This is a genomic window from Amycolatopsis dendrobii (assembly GCF_014145675.1).
GTDB lineage: Bacteria > Actinomycetota > Actinomycetes > Mycobacteriales > Pseudonocardiaceae > Amycolatopsis > Amycolatopsis dendrobii.
The window spans coordinates 1-13,646 of record NZ_JACGZW010000034.1 but is presented as its reverse complement, the minus strand read 5'-3'; the positions used below and the strand labels follow the sequence as shown (position 1 = coordinate 13,646).

Sequence of the window (13,646 nt, the reverse complement as noted above, 5' to 3'; positions counted from 1 at the left end):
AGCGTCGTGGTCATCGACTGCACCGAGATCGGGTGGTCGCTGCCGACTCCCACCGACCCCACCATCAGCTGGCGGGTCTTGCGACGCTCGGCGAGAACGGGCGGGGGCAGAGCGGGCATACCTAACGCGACGGTCACGCTTCCAGCGTACCCACCCCACCCGGGCGCGTTTCAACGAAGTCAGCCGACGCGGTGAGCAGCGTTACCCCCGGTCGGGCGGCCGGGGACGCGGGCGTGACCCGGCCGGTGCGCGCGGTTACTGCAGGCGGATCGGGTTGACGATGTCGGCTGTCACCGTGAGCAGCGTGACGCCGCCGCCGATCACCACCAGGACCATCGTGATCGCGGACAGCTTCGTGTAGTCGACCGGGCCGCCCGCGGGTTTGCCGCGCAGGCCGCGCAGCCAGTCGCGCACCCGCTCGTACCAGACGATCGCGATGTGCCCGCCGTCCATCGGCAGCAGCGGCAGCAGGTTGAACACGCCGATGAAGAAGTTCAGGCTGGCCAGCAGCAGCAGGAAGACCTGCCACAGCCCGGCCTCGACCGCCTCGCCGCCGAGCCTGCTCGCGCCGACGACGCTGACCGGGGTGTCCGGGTCGCGCTCGCCGCCGAAGATCGAGTTGAAGACCGCCGGGATGCGCTTCGGGAAGGCCATCAGCCCGTCCCACGTGCGGGCGAACATGTCGCCGGTGAACGACGCCGCGCCGCCGAGCGCACCGCCCACGCTGTACTGGATGCTCCGCGCGACCCCGACGCCGACCGCGCCGACCGATTCGGTGCCGCCGTTCGCGGCCGGGCGGGTCACCTTCGGCACGTCCACGACGAACGTCTCCTGCTTCCCGCCGCGGTCCACGACCACCGGGACCGGCCCGGAGACCGCCTTGACCTGGGTCACCATCGCGTCCCAGGTCGGCGTCGGCTTGCCGGCCACCGAGACCACGACGTCGCCGGGCAGCAGGCCCGCCTTCTTCGCCGGGGCCGGGTCGCCGGGCTGGCAGACCGGGTTGTTGACCTGCTCGACCGTGGTGCCGCCGCGCACGCAGTCGGAGATGGTCGAGACGATCGGCTTCTGGTCCACGTTCGGCAGGCCCATGGTCGCGGCCATGACGAACAGCACGATGAAGCCGAGCAGGAAGTGCGTGATGGACCCGGCCGACATCACGACGGTCCGCTTCCAGGCCTTGAACCGCCACATCGCGCGCGGGGCCTCTTCAGGGGTGACCTCGTCGAGCGCGGTCATGCCCGCGATGTCGCAGAAGCCGCCGAGCGGGATCGCCTTGAGGCCGTATTCGGTCTCACCGCGCCGGAAGGAGAACACCGTCGGCCCGAAGCCGACGAAGTACCGGCGGACCCGCATCCCGAACATCCGGGCGGTGACCATGTGGCCCGCTTCGTGCAACGCGACCGAGACACAGATCGCGAGCGCGAAGAGCACCACGCCGATCACATAGGCAAGCACGGGCCCTGCACCTCACCCCTCAGCCGCGGCCCGCGATGCGGTGGCGGCAGGTTCGTCGTCTTCCACGGCTCCAGGCGGTGAGACCACCCGAGAAAGTTCCGGGTTCAAGTATCCGCCGCCAGCGTGAAACCAGTGTTGCATCGACCGGCGCGGCTTCGCGCACCGGTCGCGCTCATCCCAGCAGCTCGGCGGCCCGGGTGCGCGCCCACTGCTCCGCGGCCAGCACGTCCGCGACGTCGCGGGGTTCGCGCCGCCATTCGTCCGCGTCGGACACCACCTGCGACACCGTGTCCACAATCGACAGGAACTTGGCCTTGCCCGCCAGGAACGCGGCCACCGACTCCTCGTTCGCCGCGTTGTACACCGCGGGGAGGCAGCCGCCCGCGGTACCCGCCGCGCGAGCCAGCTCGACGGCCGGGAACGCCTCGTTGTCGACCGGTTCGAAGGTCCAGCTCGCTGCGGTGTCCCAAGCGCACGCGGCGGCCGCGCCGGGCACGCGATGCGGCCAGTTCAGCGCCAGCGCGATCGGCAGCCGCATGTCCGGCGGGCTGGCCTGGGCGATCGTGGAGCCGTCGGCGAAGGTGGCCATCGAGTGCACGATCGACTGCGGGTGCACGGTCACGTCGATCCGCGCGGGTTCGATGCCGAACAGCAGCGACGCCTCGATCAGCTCCAGGCCCTTGTTCACCAGGGTGGCGGAGTTGATGGTGATCAGCGGTCCCATCGACCACGTCGGGTGCGCCATCGCCTGTTCGACGGTGACCTCGCCGAGGTCCGCGCGCTTCTTTCCGCGGAACGGGCCGCCGGACGCGGTGAGCACGAGGCGCGCGACCTCGTTGTCCTCGCCGGACCGCAGCGCCTGCGCCATCGCCGAATGCTCGGAGTCGACCGGCACCAGCTGTCCCGGCTTCGCCGCGGCGAGCACCAGCGGACCGCCCGCGATGAGGGATTCCTTGTTGGCCAGCGCGAGCGTCGCGCCGGTGGCGAGCGCGCGCAGCGTCGGGTCGAGGCCTTGGGAACCGGGCAGCCCGTTGAGCACGACGTCCACTGGCACCGAGTCGATCAGCTCCGCCACCGCGTCGGCGCCGGCGAGAATGCGCGGGAGGCGGAATTCGCCTTTCGCATACCCCCGGCGCTGGGCCTCGGCGTACAGCGCGAGCTGCACGTCTTCGACCGCCGTGGGCTTCGTCACGGCGATGGCCGCTACTTCGTGCGCGATCGCCTGCTCGGCGAGCGCCGCCGGGTCGGAACCGCCGGCGGCGAGGCCGGCGATCGTGAACAAATGCGGATTACGTGCGGCGACGTCGAGCGCCTGGGTCCCGATGGACCCGGTGGAGCCCAGCACGAGGACGCTTCGCGAAGTAGTCATCAGCAAGCATTATGGCCCGGGTCGTGTCCGCGCGGCGGCCAGCGGTGTGGGATCATGCGAAGGCACAACGTCAGGCGGTTTGAAGGAGTGGTCGTGGCAGGCAAGGCGGTCGAGAAGCGCCCCGAGGTCGACCCGCGCGACGAGCCGTCGGCGGAATGGGGCTGGCACGGCTCGTTCCCGAAGGCCACCCGCATCGCGGGCTGGGTGTCCGCGGCCATCCTGCTGGTGATGATCAAGGGCAACCACGAGAACAACACCGAGAACGTGTGGCTCGTCGGCCTGGCCGCGTTCATCGTCCTGCTCCTGCTGCTCGACCTGCGCAAGAGCCGCACCGCCTGGCGCAAGTAAGCGCTGGCGCCGACGGCCCGGGATTCGCTAGTTTCCGGGCCCATGAAGCCACGCTGGGCCGCGCTCGCGGCCGCCGTCATCGCCGGTCTTTCCCTGTGCACCGCGGCCCCGGCCAGTGCTGCCCCCTCGGCGAAGCCGCCAGTGGTGAGCTGCACCTTCACGCCGACGCCGGACAACCCGGCGGCGCGTCCCGTGCTGCGCCCGCTGCCGTTCGCGTTCACCCGCGGAACGGTCGACGTCACCTTCCGCTACAACTACGGCCCGGTCACCGTGCGCCTCGACCGCGCCGGGGCGGCCCCGTGCGCCGTCGCGAACATGACCAGCCTGGTGCTGCAGCACTTCTACGACCGCTCGCAGTGCTGGCGGCTGACGAACTCCGCACGCCTCGGCGTCCTGCAGTGCGGCGACATCTACGAGGTCGAAAAGGGCGGCCCGGGCTACAAATTCCCGGACGAGGTCACCGGAGCGGAGACCTACGAGCGCGGCACCGTCGCGATGGGGAACCAGGGTCCGGGGACCAACGGGTCGGAGTTCTTCATCGTGCACTCGTTCGCGCACATCCCGGCGAACTACTCGGTGCTCGGCAAGGTGGTGCGCGGGATGGAGGTCCTCGACCGGATGGTCGCCGACGGCATCATCCCGACCGACCCGAACGGCCCGCTCGACGGCGCGCCCAAGCATCCGGTGAAGATCCGCTCCGTCAGCTTCGGCGGGTGACCGTCTCGTGCGTGGCGATGCCGGCATCGCCGCTCACGACCGGCGGCCGCTCGGCCGGCTTCGACTGGTGCCGCCCGGCGCGTAAGCGCGCAGGAAAACGCCGACGCCGGACCGGATCACCGTTTCCCAGTCCTCCCCCGGTTCGGCCGCGGCGGCGCTGCCCGCGGTGAGCTGCACGAGGTGCACCGCGGCCAGCGACGGGTCTTCCAATTCGAGGTGGCCTTCCGCGGCGAGCCCGCGGAGATGCCCGGCCAGCGCCCGCCGCACGCGGGTCGGGCCGCGCTCCTTCCACGCCGCGACCGTCTCCGGGTCGATGTGGTCCAGGTCGGCCTGGATCTGGCGCACCAGCGCCCAGTGCGGTTCGGTTTCCGGATCGCGTTTCGCCCACTGGAGGCCGAACTCGACGAGGTCGGCCTCCAGGTCGGCGATCCGGCCGAGCAGTTTGTCCGCGACCCCGATCTGCCGCTCCGCGACCCGGTCCGAACTGTCCAGGATCACCGCTCGGAAGAGCCCGGCCTTGTCGCCGTAGTGGTTGTAAATCGTCCGTGACGACACGCCCGCCTCGGCCGCGAGCACGTCGATGCTGGCGCGCGAGTAGCCGTCCCGCGCGAACACCCGCAGGGCGCCGTCGAGCAGAGCACGTTGTTTGTCCGTCCGCACCGGCTCAGTATGCCGAAGTACAACGGTCGTTGCAAAAACTACAACGAGCGTTGTACCTTCGGGGCATGACTTCTCCGCTGCGCATCGCCGTCGTCTCCGGAAGCACCCGCCCGGGCCGCCGGGCCACGCAGGTCGCGGAATGGACCCGCGCCCGCGCCGCCGCCTTCCTCGGCGACCGGGCCGAGGTGCGGGTGCTCGACCTCGCCGAAATCGACCTGCCGTTCCTGGACGAACCGATGCCCGCCGCGATCGGCGGCTACCGCAACGACCACACCCAGCGCTGGGCGCGGCTCGTCGGCAGCTTCGACGGCTTCGTTTTCGTGACCCCCGAGTACAACCACTCCATGCCCGCGGCGCTCAAGAACGCCATCGACTTCCTGTTTTCCGAGTGGGCCGACAAAGCCGCCGGTTTCGTCAGCTACGGAACCAACGGCGGCACGCGCGCGGTGGAACACCTGCGGCTGACGCTCGCCGAGGTGAAGGTCGCCTGCGTGCGCTCGCAGGTCGCGCTGGGGCTGTTCACCGATTTCGTCATCCCCGACATGGCCGAGCCCGGCACCTTCGCGCCCGCCGACCACCACGAAGGCATCCTGACGCGGATGCTGGGGGAACTTGTCGACTGGTCGACCGCACTGCGCACCCTGCGGGTATCGCAGTGACCACCACCGTCGCCGCCCCGATTGACCGCGCGACCTGGCGGATCTGCTGGATCATCGTGTTCGGCGCGTTCGCCAGCGGACTCGACGCGTCCGTGGTGACGATCGGCCTCGACTCGATCAGCAGCGACCTCGGCGCGGATCTCTCAGTGACGCAATGGGTCGCGAGCGGTTACCTGCTCGCGCTCGCCCTGTCGCTTCCGTTGACCGGCTGGCTCGCCCGGCGCTTCGGCGCCGGCCGGGTTTGGCTTTTCTCCCTCGCCGCGTTCACCGTCGCGTCCGGACTGTGCGCTGTCGCCCCGGATGTCGTGGCGCTCATCGCGTTCCGGTTCCTGCAAGGCTTGGCCGGGGGCGTTCTGATCCCGGCCGGGCAAACCGTTCTGGGACAACAGGTCGGCGCCGCGCGGCTCGGTCGGGTCATGGCGACGCTCGGGATCGCGGTGAGCGTCGCACCCGCGCTCGGCCCGCTCGCCGGAGGCCTGATCCTGCACGGGCTTTCGTGGCCGTGGCTGTTCCTGATCAACCTGCCGATCGGGGCGGCCGGCCTGTTTCTCGGTCTCCGCTACGTGCCCCGCGGCTCCCGGGAGACCACCGGCGGGATCGATTTCGCCGGCCTGGCCCTGATCGCCGCCGGACTGCCGCTGGTCCTGTACACCGTCACGACGTGGGGCGACACTGGACGGCTCGAATGGCCGATCTTGGCGCCTGGTCTCGTTTTGCTGGTTTGGTTCGTGCTGCGGTGCCGTCGGCATCCGCGCCCGCTGCTGGACTTTTCCCTCTACCGCAACCGGCTTTACCGGGCGGCAAGCCTGGCCGCCGCGTTCAACGGTGCACTGATCTTCGGCAGCGGGATTGTCGTGACGCTGTACTTTCAGCTGGGTCGGCATCTGGATTTCGTTGACACTGGGCTGAGTTTGCTCGGCTTCGCCGGTGCCACGGCGGCGATCGCTCCGGTGACGGGGAGGGCGGTGGATCGTTACGGTGCCGCGCCAGTCGCGTTGGCGGGCGCGGTGCTGGCGGTGGTGAGCACGGTGCCGTTCGCGTTTCTGCCGGTGGATGCGCCTGGCGTGGTGGTGCAGGTTTTGCTTGCGGGGTATGGGGCCTCGGTAGCGTTGGTGAGCATGCCGATGGGGATCGCGGCGTATAAGACGGTGGAACCGTCGCGGCTTCCGGATGCTGCTGCGCAGGTGACGATCCTGCTGCGAGTGGGCGGATCGCTCGGGGGTGCGGTGTTCGCGGTGCTGATCGCCGGACGGTTGCCAGACCTCGACACGGCGTTCCGGATGGGGTTCGCGGCGATCAGCGTGGGGGCGGTGGGGTCGTTGGCGACGGCGTTGTCGGTGCGGAGGGCCTCGTGAGTGGCGGCGCCGGTTAGAACCGGCGCCGCCACTCACGACATCATGACCGCATGAGCCAACCTCCAGACGGTCTTCCCGTCTACCGAGTCCTCACCGGTCCCGACGACGCCGCCTTCTGCCGCCGGGTCAGCGAGGCCCTCGCGCTCGGCTATCGCCTGCACGAGGGCCCCGCGTTGACCTTCAACGGCGAGAACGTGATCGTCGCCCAAGCCGTGCTGTGGCCGGAAGCCGGAAGTCGCTAGCGGTCGCTCCGGGGAGAAACCAGCTCGCTAGGCCCGCCCCCGGATTCCCCGGCCACCGCGGCCAGTTCCTCGCCGACCGACTCCGGCGACTTCTTCGTGTCCTTCGTCAGCAGCGACGCCACCGCACCGATCAGGCACACCACGATCGCGAAGCCGAACGCCACCGCGAGGCCGTCCTGGAACGGGCCCGAGATCAGGTTCGGGAAGAAGCTGCGTCCGGTCAGGAAGCTCGCCTGGTCCGCGGGCAGACTTCCCAGTTGGCCGCCCAGCAGCTGCTGGATCGGGTTGTACCCGAGGAACGCCGCGAACAGCACCGCGACCGCGGGCAGGTGGGCGACCTGCTGTGCGGCCGCCGCGGGAACGCCGTGTTCGGTCAGGCCCTGCGACATCGCGATCGGCAGGTGGTCCGAGAGACCCGCGATGATCAGGCTGAAGAAGAAGCCGATCGACAGCACCATCGCCGCGTTCTGGAAGGTCGTCATCATGCCCGCGCCGGAACCTCGCGCGTCGGCGGGAAGGCTGTTCATCACCTCGGCCCGGTTCGGCGAGGAAAACATGCCCATGCCGATGCCGTTGAGCAGCAGGATCCCAGCGAACGCCCAGTAGTCGAAGTTCACCGGCAGCAGCGTCAGCAACAGGAACGTCAGCGCGGTGATGACCAGGCCGCCGGAGGCGAGCGCGCGGCTGCCGATGCGGTCGGACAGGATGCCGGACGTCGGAGCGGCCACCAGGAAGCCGATGGTCAGCGGCAGCATGTAGATCCCGGCCCACAGCGGCGTCTGCTCGAAGGTGAAACCGTGCTGCGGCAACCAGATTCCCTGCAGCCAGATGATCAGCACGAACTGCAGCCCGCCGCGGCCGAGGGACGCGGTCAGGTTCGCCAGGTTGCCCCAGCTGAACGAGCGGATCCGGAACAGCGACAGCCGGAACAGCGGGTTGGGCACCTTCGTCTCGATCACCACGAACGCGATCAGCACCGCGACCCCGCCGATCAGGCAGGACAGCACCATCGGGCTGCCCCAGCCGGTCTGCGACGTGCCGTACGGCTGGATTCCGTAAGTGATCCCGACCAGCACCGCGATGAGGCCGACCGCGAAGGTGATGTTGCCCCACCAGTCCATTTTCGCGTGCTGGCGGACGCCGGTGTCGTGCAGTTTGACGTAGGCCCACACCGTGCCGATCACGCCGAAGGGCACCGACACCAGGAAAATCAGGTTCCAGTTCACCGGCGCGAGCACGCCGCCGACGACGAGGCCGAGGAACGAGCCCGCGATGGCCGCGACGCCGTTCATGCCGAGCGCGAGCCCGCGCTGGTTGGCCGGGAAGGCGTCGGTGAGGATGGCCGACGAGTTCGCCATCAGGAACGCGCCGCCGACGCCCTGCACGATCCGCCAGCCGATCAGCCACAACGCGGCCGCGTCGCCGTCGAACCAGGTGATCGCCAGCATGATCGAGGAAACGGTGAAGACGGCGAAGCCGAGGTTGTACATCCTGGCCCGGCCGTACATGTCGCCGAGCCTGCCGAACGCCACCACCAGCACCGCGGTGACCACGAGGAATCCCATGATCATCCACAGCAGGTAGCTCGTGTTCGACGGCTCCAGCGGGTTGATGCCGATGCCCTTGAAGATGTCGGGCAGCGCGATCAGCACGATCGACGAGTTGATCGTCGCGATCAGCATCCCGAGCGTCGTGTTGGACAGCGCGATCCACTTGTACCGCGGACCGAGTTCCGCGATCGAATACGTCCTGCGCTCCGCCACAGTCGAAAACCCTTCTCCCAGCCGTTCCCTTAGCTAGGCTAAGCAAGTTGGTTGCGGCAGGCAACCAACAAAAGAAAACGACTGGGAGACAAGGGTCACAAACGGATGACTATCCTTTGTGGACTATTTACTTTCACTCGGTCGAGTTACCGCTGAGCAGGACCTCCGACAACCTTTCCGGGATTGAGGATCCCGTGCGGGTCGAGGGCGTTCTTGACGGCGTGGTGCAGGTCGAGAACCGCTGGTCCCAGCTCTTTTTCCAGGCCGGGGCGCTTCAGCAGGCCGACCCCGTGCTCGCCGGTCACCGTCCCGCCGAGTTCGAGCGCGTCGGCGACGATGTCGTCGAACGCGGCCTGCGCGCGGCGCTGCGCGGCGTCGTCCCCGGTCGGCGTAATCAGCAGCGGATGCAGATTCCCGTCGCCGATATGCGCGATATTGGCGATTTGCGTATTGTGCCGCTGCGCCGCCGAATCGATCCGGGCGAGCATTTCCGGCACCAGATGCGTCGGCACGCAGACGTCCTCGGTGAGCACCGGGCCGAGCCGTTCGAGCGCCGGGTACGCCAGCCGCCGGGCCGCGAACAACGCGTCCGCTTCGGCCTCGTCGGTCGACTGCGCGGCCCAGGTCGCGCCCGCCTTCTCGAAGCACTCCACCATCACCGCGGCCTCGTGCCCGCCCGGCACGTCGCTGCGGCCGAGCAGCACCACGTTCGCGTCGGCGGACAAGCCCATGTTCTTCCACGCGTCGACCGCGGCCAGGCAATGCCGGTCCACCAGCTCCAGCGCCGACGGGACGATCCCCGCCGCGCGGATCGCCGCTGCCGCCTCCCCCGCCGCGACCGTCGAGTCGAAGTAGCCCGCGACGGTCGCCTCCGGCGCGCGTTTCGCCCGCAGCCGCACGGTGATTTCGGTGATGACGCCAAGCGTTCCCTCCGAACCGACCATCAGCCCGGCGAGGTCGTACCCAGCCACGCCCTTCGCAGTCCGGCGGCCGAGCCGCACGAGCTCGCCGGTGCCGGTGACAACCTGCAACCCGAGCACGTAGTCGCGGGTCACGCCGTACTTCACGCAGCACACGCCGCCCGCGTTGGTCGCGACGTTGCCGCCGATCGTCGACCACGGCGAACTGGCCGGGTCCGGCGGATACCACAGCCCGTGTTCCGCACAAGCCGCCCGCAGATCGTCGTTGACCACCCCGGGTTCGACGACGGCGAGCCGCTCCACCGGATCGATCTCCTTGATCGCGGTCATCCGGTCGGTCGCCAGCACCACGCATCCGGCGAGCGCGTTCGCCCCGCCGGACAGCCCGGTTCCCGCGCCGCGCGGCACCACCGGTGTGCCGTGGTTGATGCACTGCCGCACGATCGCCTGCACCTCGTCCGCGGTGCGCGGGCGGACCAGGACCGCCGGTTCGCCGTACGGGGCCCACTCCGCCTCGTCGTGCGCGAAGCTGCGCAGCACATCGGGGTCCCGCACGATCCGGTCGTCCGGCAGGACGGTGTGCAGGTCGTCGATCAGCATGGGGGCTCCCGCGTTCTTCCGGTCGGCTTTCCCCGTCAGGTTAGGTCGAAATCCGCGCGGCTCGTTCGACGTATCGGTGAGAGCGAGCTTCGAGGAGGCAGCCATGAACACCACCGTCACTCGCCGCGGGATCTCGATGCTGCGTGCCGTCGCCGCCGGGCGCGGACGGCTGACCTGCAGCTGCGAACCGGACCTGTTCGTGGACGGCCTGCCGTGCAGCGACCAGTTCACCGCGCACGCGCTGGCGCACGCCGGTCTGCTGCGCGCGAAGGAACCGGGGCTGTTCGGGCAGCCGGTGCCCGCCGTGCTGACGCCGGCCGGGGAAGCGCTGCTCGCCGCCGCTTGACCCGGCTACGCTGACCAGCGAGAAACGGGAGGGCGGAGCAGATGGCGTCCGGAGCATCCGGAACGGAGACGGCGCGGCGCAGGCGGCGCACCACAGTGGCCCTCAAGGAGTCGCTGCGGGAACTGCGCAATCAGCTGTCGCTGCTGAACCACCAGGTCGGCGGACGGCTGAAGCTCAAGGACGTCGACCTCGACTGCCTCGAACTGATCTCCTCCGCCGGGCCGCTGAGCCCGAGCGCGCTCGCCCGCCGCGCCGGCCTGCACCCGGCGACCGTGACCGGCATCCTCGACCGCCTGCAGCGCGGCGGCTGGGTGGTGCGCGAACGGGATCCCGACGCCGCCGACCGGCGCGCGGTCACCGTGCGGGCGGTGCCGGGACGCACGCAGGAACTGTTTCGCGTGTACGGCGGGATGAACTCGGCGATGGACGACCTGTGCGCCGGGTACACCGAAGAAGAACTCATGCTGATCGCCGGATTCCTGCGCCGCACCGCCGAAGCGGGCCGGGCCGCGACCCACGAACTTTCCGGGGAATGACGGCAGGGCCCCGCCGCTTCGCCCGAGCGCGAAACGACGAGGCCCCGGTATCCGTCGGCACTGCTCAGCTGTCGAGCGTGCCGTACACGATGATGTTGTCGAGATAGCTCTTCTTCTCGGCGTCGAACGCGCCGCCGCACGTGATCAGGCGGATCTGCGAGTCAGACGTGTTGCCGTACACGGCTTCGGTGGGGAACGTCTTCTTCGCGATCTGGTCCACCTTGGTCACGGTGAACGAGGCCGTCGATCCGTCCTTGCGCCCGATGATGACCTTGTCGCCCTTCTTCATCTCGTGCAGCCGCCAGAAAATGCCCTTCTGGTGGTTGCCGTCGATGTGCCCGAGGACGACCGCCGGTCCGACCTGGCCCGGCTTGGGTCCGAAGTGGTACCAGCCCGCCTGCAGCGGCTGGTCCACCGGCGGCACCTGGACGGTCTTGTCGTCGTTGAGGCCGAGCGGCACCAGCGACGAATGCGCGGAGATGCTGGGAACGTCGAGCGAGACCGGGTCCGCGACCTGCTGCGCGGCCGCCGCGGAACTCGCCGGGCCTGCCGCGGGCGGAGTATCCGCCGAACCGCAGCCCAGCAGGGCGAAGTTCGCGACGAAAGCCAGCAGGAGCGCGAAAAGCCCGAACCGGGAACGCGTCACCGGGCGGTCACCGCGGCCAGCGTGCCGTCGCCGGTCTCCGGCGCGCCGACCGGCACGACCTTGACCTGGCCGGGGCCTTCGGCGGGCGGGGTGCCCGGCTTGCTCGGCTGGGTGGTCGGCGGCGTGGTGGGCGGGGTGCTCGGGTTGCCCGCGACCTTGGCGCAGGTGGCCGAGGCGAGGACGATGTCGCCCTTGCCGAGCGCGCCGGTGACGTCGCCGCCGAGGAGCTTGATGTGCAGCGCGTTCACGGTGAGGCTGCCGTCGGAGTGCTTGATCTGCTCGTTGACGATCACCTGGAGCACACCGTCGATGCCGAGCTTCTGGTTCGGCTTGGTCGACACCGGGATCTTGCCGATCTTGCCGAGGTCGAGGCCGGCCAGCTCGGACGAGGCGGTGATGCCGTCCGGGGTGGACTTGCACTCGGAGCTGATCACCCGGGCCTTGGGGGTGGAGCCGGCGAGCGGGGCGAGCACCGGGAGCGCGGCGTCGACGATCGAGGCCTTGGCGTCGACCGGGCCGTTGCTGCCGTCCTGCTTCGCCGAGCTGCTGATCGCCTTGGCCGTGACCAGGCCCTTCAACGGCACGTTCACCACCTGCGCGGACTCCGGGCCCTCGGTCGAGGAGGGCGCGATCTTGCCGGTGTCGACCGTGATCCCCTTGTCGCCGAGCACACCGGGCAGCAGCGAGACCGAGGCGGACGCGCCGTAGGCCGAACCGGCGGGCGCCTCGGCGGCGAGCGCCGGCGGGGCGACGGCGGCGGCGAGCAAAGCCAGCGCGGGAACGGCGACCGCGACGGTCCGTCCGCGCAGCAGGGCAGAACGCATGAATTGTCCTTCCGAACATCAAGAATGGAGCCGTCGCACGGATCCCCGAATCCACGCGTGACCGAGCACAACTGTCGGTCCCTGGCAGGGCGCGACATTATCAAGACGCCCTGGAAACGCAAAGCAAGATCCGTCGCGCACCGCGCCCGCCCGCCGGTTCCCGTGACCACAATTATCGCAATTTCACCACTAAAGAGTGATGTAACGCGGCTCCGCCGACGGGGTTTTCTCACGCTGAGCTACCGGAACCGGGGCCCCGATGGCGGATTGCCCCGCACTCCACCCGGAGGGGTGATCCTGCGGAGGGTATTCGCCGAACACCCTCCGCATTGTGACCGCTACGGCCGCCATTTCCGGTCCGCCAATTCGTCCCGGAACCGGCGCCCACGCGGGCGGAAATTGTCCACAATGGAATCGACCGGAGCGGAACGAGCGAACGGGGAAAAGGGTACGATTTTCCTGCCCGGGGCGGTGACCAGCGGCGACGCGCGATTGTGGACAGTCCGAAAAGGACTCCGGGCCCGTTCCCGGTTACGCGGTTTACTCGACGGAGACGGTGACCTGATAGAAAATCCCGGTCCGGTCCGGAAACACGAGCGCGCCCCGTTCGTCGACCATCTTCCACAGGACGTGGCAGACGCCGGTTCCGGTCGGCGTCACCGGGACGCTCACCTCGACCAGCTGCCCCGGCTCGGCGTCCGGGACCGGGACGCGCGGCGGCGACGGGCACAGCACGGTGGTGCCGCCGGCGACCTGCAAGTAGCGGCTGCGCCACGGCACCGAGCCGGTGTTCTTCAGCCGCCAGATCTTCGTGAACGTCTGGCCGTAGCGGGCTTTCGCGCCGTCCGGGAAGGTGACGTCGCCGGGAAGGCCGTCGCCGCCGAAGCCGGACGAGTCGCCGGGCAGCGGGTAGTGCGGGGCGGCGGCTTCCTTGTCGCGCGAGGACGGAGTGGCGAGGACCACGACGGCGGCCACGAGTCCGAGGACGACCAGCACCGTCGCGGCGACCGCGATCGAACCCCAGCGGCGGGTCTTGCCCGCGGCCGGTTCGGCGGCGAAGGCCGGAGCGGAGATCGCCGGATCGGCAGCAGGCACCGGTTCCGGCACGGGCGACGTCGGATGTGCAGCAGGCGGCGCTTCCGGCGCGGAGATCGCCGGGTCAGCAGCAAGCGGTTCCGGAGCGGGAGAAGGTCCGTCCGCCGA

At 69.6% G+C, this 13,646-nt stretch carries 15 protein-coding genes and 1 pseudogene; 7 read left to right on the top strand and 9 right to left on the bottom strand.

All coding sequences use genetic code 11. The features are described 5' to 3' along the window. From H4281_RS46060 to dxr, 3 genes and pseudogenes are all read right to left on the bottom strand, one after another. A pseudogene (locus H4281_RS46060) lies at positions 1-137 on the bottom strand (flavodoxin-dependent (E)-4-hydroxy-3-methylbut-2-enyl-diphosphate synthase); the annotation flags it as partial. A gap of 118 nt (positions 138-255) precedes the next feature. Next, on the bottom strand, positions 256-1,458 hold the full coding sequence (locus H4281_RS44895) for a M50 family metallopeptidase (RefSeq protein WP_182896937.1): 1,203 nt from the start codon (positions 1,456-1,458) through the stop codon (positions 256-258). A 172-nt stretch (positions 1,459-1,630) separates the two neighbouring features. Continuing rightward, on the bottom strand, positions 1,631-2,827 hold the full coding sequence (gene dxr, locus H4281_RS44890; RefSeq protein ID WP_182896936.1) for a 1-deoxy-D-xylulose-5-phosphate reductoisomerase: 1,197 nt from the start codon (positions 2,825-2,827) through the stop codon (positions 1,631-1,633). 93 nt (positions 2,828-2,920) lie between these two features. Between dxr and H4281_RS44885 the strand changes: the two genes are divergently transcribed. Together H4281_RS44885 and H4281_RS44880 are read left to right on the top strand one after the other, a co-directional pair. Beyond that, the gene (locus tag H4281_RS44885; RefSeq protein WP_237598549.1) at positions 2,921-3,175 is read left to right on the top strand and encodes a DUF2631 domain-containing protein; all 255 of its coding nucleotides are present in this window, start codon (positions 2,921-2,923) and stop codon (positions 3,173-3,175) included. Between the two features lie 42 nt (positions 3,176-3,217). Further along, entirely contained in the window at positions 3,218-3,892 is a 675-nt protein-coding gene (locus H4281_RS44880; protein WP_182896934.1) for a peptidylprolyl isomerase, read from the top strand. 33 nt (positions 3,893-3,925) lie between these two features. On the opposite strand, the gene H4281_RS44875 is transcribed toward H4281_RS44880, so the two are convergent. Next, positions 3,926-4,552 carry a TetR/AcrR family transcriptional regulator gene (locus tag H4281_RS44875; protein WP_182896933.1) on the bottom strand — a complete coding sequence of 209 codons (627 nt, stop codon included), beginning with the start codon at positions 4,550-4,552 and terminating at the stop codon, positions 3,926-3,928. Between the two features lie 65 nt (positions 4,553-4,617). On the opposite strand from H4281_RS44875, the gene H4281_RS44870 reads away from it, so the two are divergent. Genes H4281_RS44870 through H4281_RS44860 form a run of 3 tightly spaced genes read left to right on the top strand, consistent with a single transcriptional unit; the run spans position 4,618 to position 6,808 of the window. After that, positions 4,618-5,211, top strand: a complete 594-nt coding sequence (locus H4281_RS44870) for an NADPH-dependent FMN reductase (protein ID WP_182896932.1) — start codon at positions 4,618-4,620, stop codon at positions 5,209-5,211. Next, positions 5,208-6,566 (top strand): DHA2 family efflux MFS transporter permease subunit, encoded by a 1,359-nt coding sequence (locus H4281_RS44865; protein ID WP_182896931.1) that lies wholly within the window; start codon positions 5,208-5,210, stop codon positions 6,564-6,566. Before H4281_RS44870 ends, H4281_RS44865 begins: the two co-directional genes overlap by 4 nt. Positions 6,567-6,616: 50 nt before the next feature. Further along, on the top strand, positions 6,617-6,808 hold the full coding sequence (locus H4281_RS44860) for a DUF1737 domain-containing protein (protein ID WP_182896930.1): 192 nt from the start codon (positions 6,617-6,619) through the stop codon (positions 6,806-6,808). Here the strand turns inward: H4281_RS44860 and H4281_RS44855 are convergent. Continuing rightward, complete coding sequence (locus tag H4281_RS44855; RefSeq protein ID WP_182896929.1) at positions 6,805-8,571, bottom strand: MFS transporter; 1,767 nt, start codon at positions 8,569-8,571, stop codon at positions 6,805-6,807. The two genes, H4281_RS44860 and H4281_RS44855, sit on opposite strands and share 4 nt — an antisense overlap. A gap of 146 nt (positions 8,572-8,717) precedes the next feature. Beyond that, positions 8,718-10,091: an FAD-binding oxidoreductase gene (locus H4281_RS44850; protein WP_182896928.1), complete on the bottom strand. Its 1,374-nt coding sequence runs from the start codon at positions 10,089-10,091 to the stop codon at positions 8,718-8,720. A 103-nt stretch (positions 10,092-10,194) separates the two neighbouring features. Here H4281_RS44850 and H4281_RS44845 point away from each other — a divergent pair, with 103 nt between their 5' ends. Together H4281_RS44845 and H4281_RS44840 are read left to right on the top strand one after the other, a co-directional pair. Next, the gene (locus H4281_RS44845) at positions 10,195-10,437 is read left to right on the top strand and encodes a hypothetical protein (protein WP_182896927.1); all 243 of its coding nucleotides are present in this window, start codon (positions 10,195-10,197) and stop codon (positions 10,435-10,437) included. Between the two features lie 41 nt (positions 10,438-10,478). Next, on the top strand, positions 10,479-10,973 hold the full coding sequence (locus tag H4281_RS44840) for a MarR family transcriptional regulator (RefSeq protein WP_182896926.1): 495 nt from the start codon (positions 10,479-10,481) through the stop codon (positions 10,971-10,973). A gap of 64 nt (positions 10,974-11,037) precedes the next feature. On the opposite strand, the gene H4281_RS44835 is transcribed toward H4281_RS44840, so the two are convergent. The 3 genes from H4281_RS44835 to H4281_RS44825 all read right to left on the bottom strand — a co-directional run. Beyond that, positions 11,038-11,619, bottom strand: coding sequence for a class F sortase (locus H4281_RS44835; protein WP_182896925.1), 582 nt, complete (start codon positions 11,617-11,619; stop codon positions 11,038-11,040). Next, on the bottom strand, positions 11,616-12,443 hold the full coding sequence (locus H4281_RS44830) for a choice-of-anchor P domain-containing protein (RefSeq protein WP_182896924.1): 828 nt from the start codon (positions 12,441-12,443) through the stop codon (positions 11,616-11,618). Before H4281_RS44830 ends, H4281_RS44835 begins: the two co-directional genes overlap by 4 nt. Before the next feature lie 540 nt (positions 12,444-12,983). After that, the coding region (locus H4281_RS44825; RefSeq protein WP_246412845.1) for an NBR1-Ig-like domain-containing protein at positions 12,984-13,646 on the bottom strand (663 nt) is incomplete at its 5' end.

What these genes read in the sequence shown, in the direction of transcription:
- H4281_RS44860 (WP_182896930.1), top strand. Translation starts at nt 6,617, where the DNA reads ATGAGCCAACCTCCAGACGGTCTTCCCGTCTACCGAGTCCTCACCGGT.
- H4281_RS44830 (WP_182896924.1), bottom strand. Translation starts at nt 12,443, where the DNA reads ATGCGTTCTGCCCTGCTGCGCGGACGGACCGTCGCGGTCGCCGTTCCC.
- dxr (WP_182896936.1), bottom strand. Translation starts at nt 2,827, where the DNA reads ATGACTACTTCGCGAAGCGTCCTCGTGCTGGGCTCCACCGGGTCCATC.
- H4281_RS44840 (WP_182896926.1), top strand. Translation starts at nt 10,479, where the DNA reads ATGGCGTCCGGAGCATCCGGAACGGAGACGGCGCGGCGCAGGCGGCGC.
- H4281_RS44845 (WP_182896927.1), top strand. Translation starts at nt 10,195, where the DNA reads ATGAACACCACCGTCACTCGCCGCGGGATCTCGATGCTGCGTGCCGTC.
- H4281_RS44880 (WP_182896934.1), top strand. Translation starts at nt 3,218, where the DNA reads ATGAAGCCACGCTGGGCCGCGCTCGCGGCCGCCGTCATCGCCGGTCTT.
- H4281_RS44850 (WP_182896928.1), bottom strand. Translation starts at nt 10,091, where the DNA reads ATGCTGATCGACGACCTGCACACCGTCCTGCCGGACGACCGGATCGTG.
- H4281_RS44870 (WP_182896932.1), top strand. Translation starts at nt 4,618, where the DNA reads ATGACTTCTCCGCTGCGCATCGCCGTCGTCTCCGGAAGCACCCGCCCG.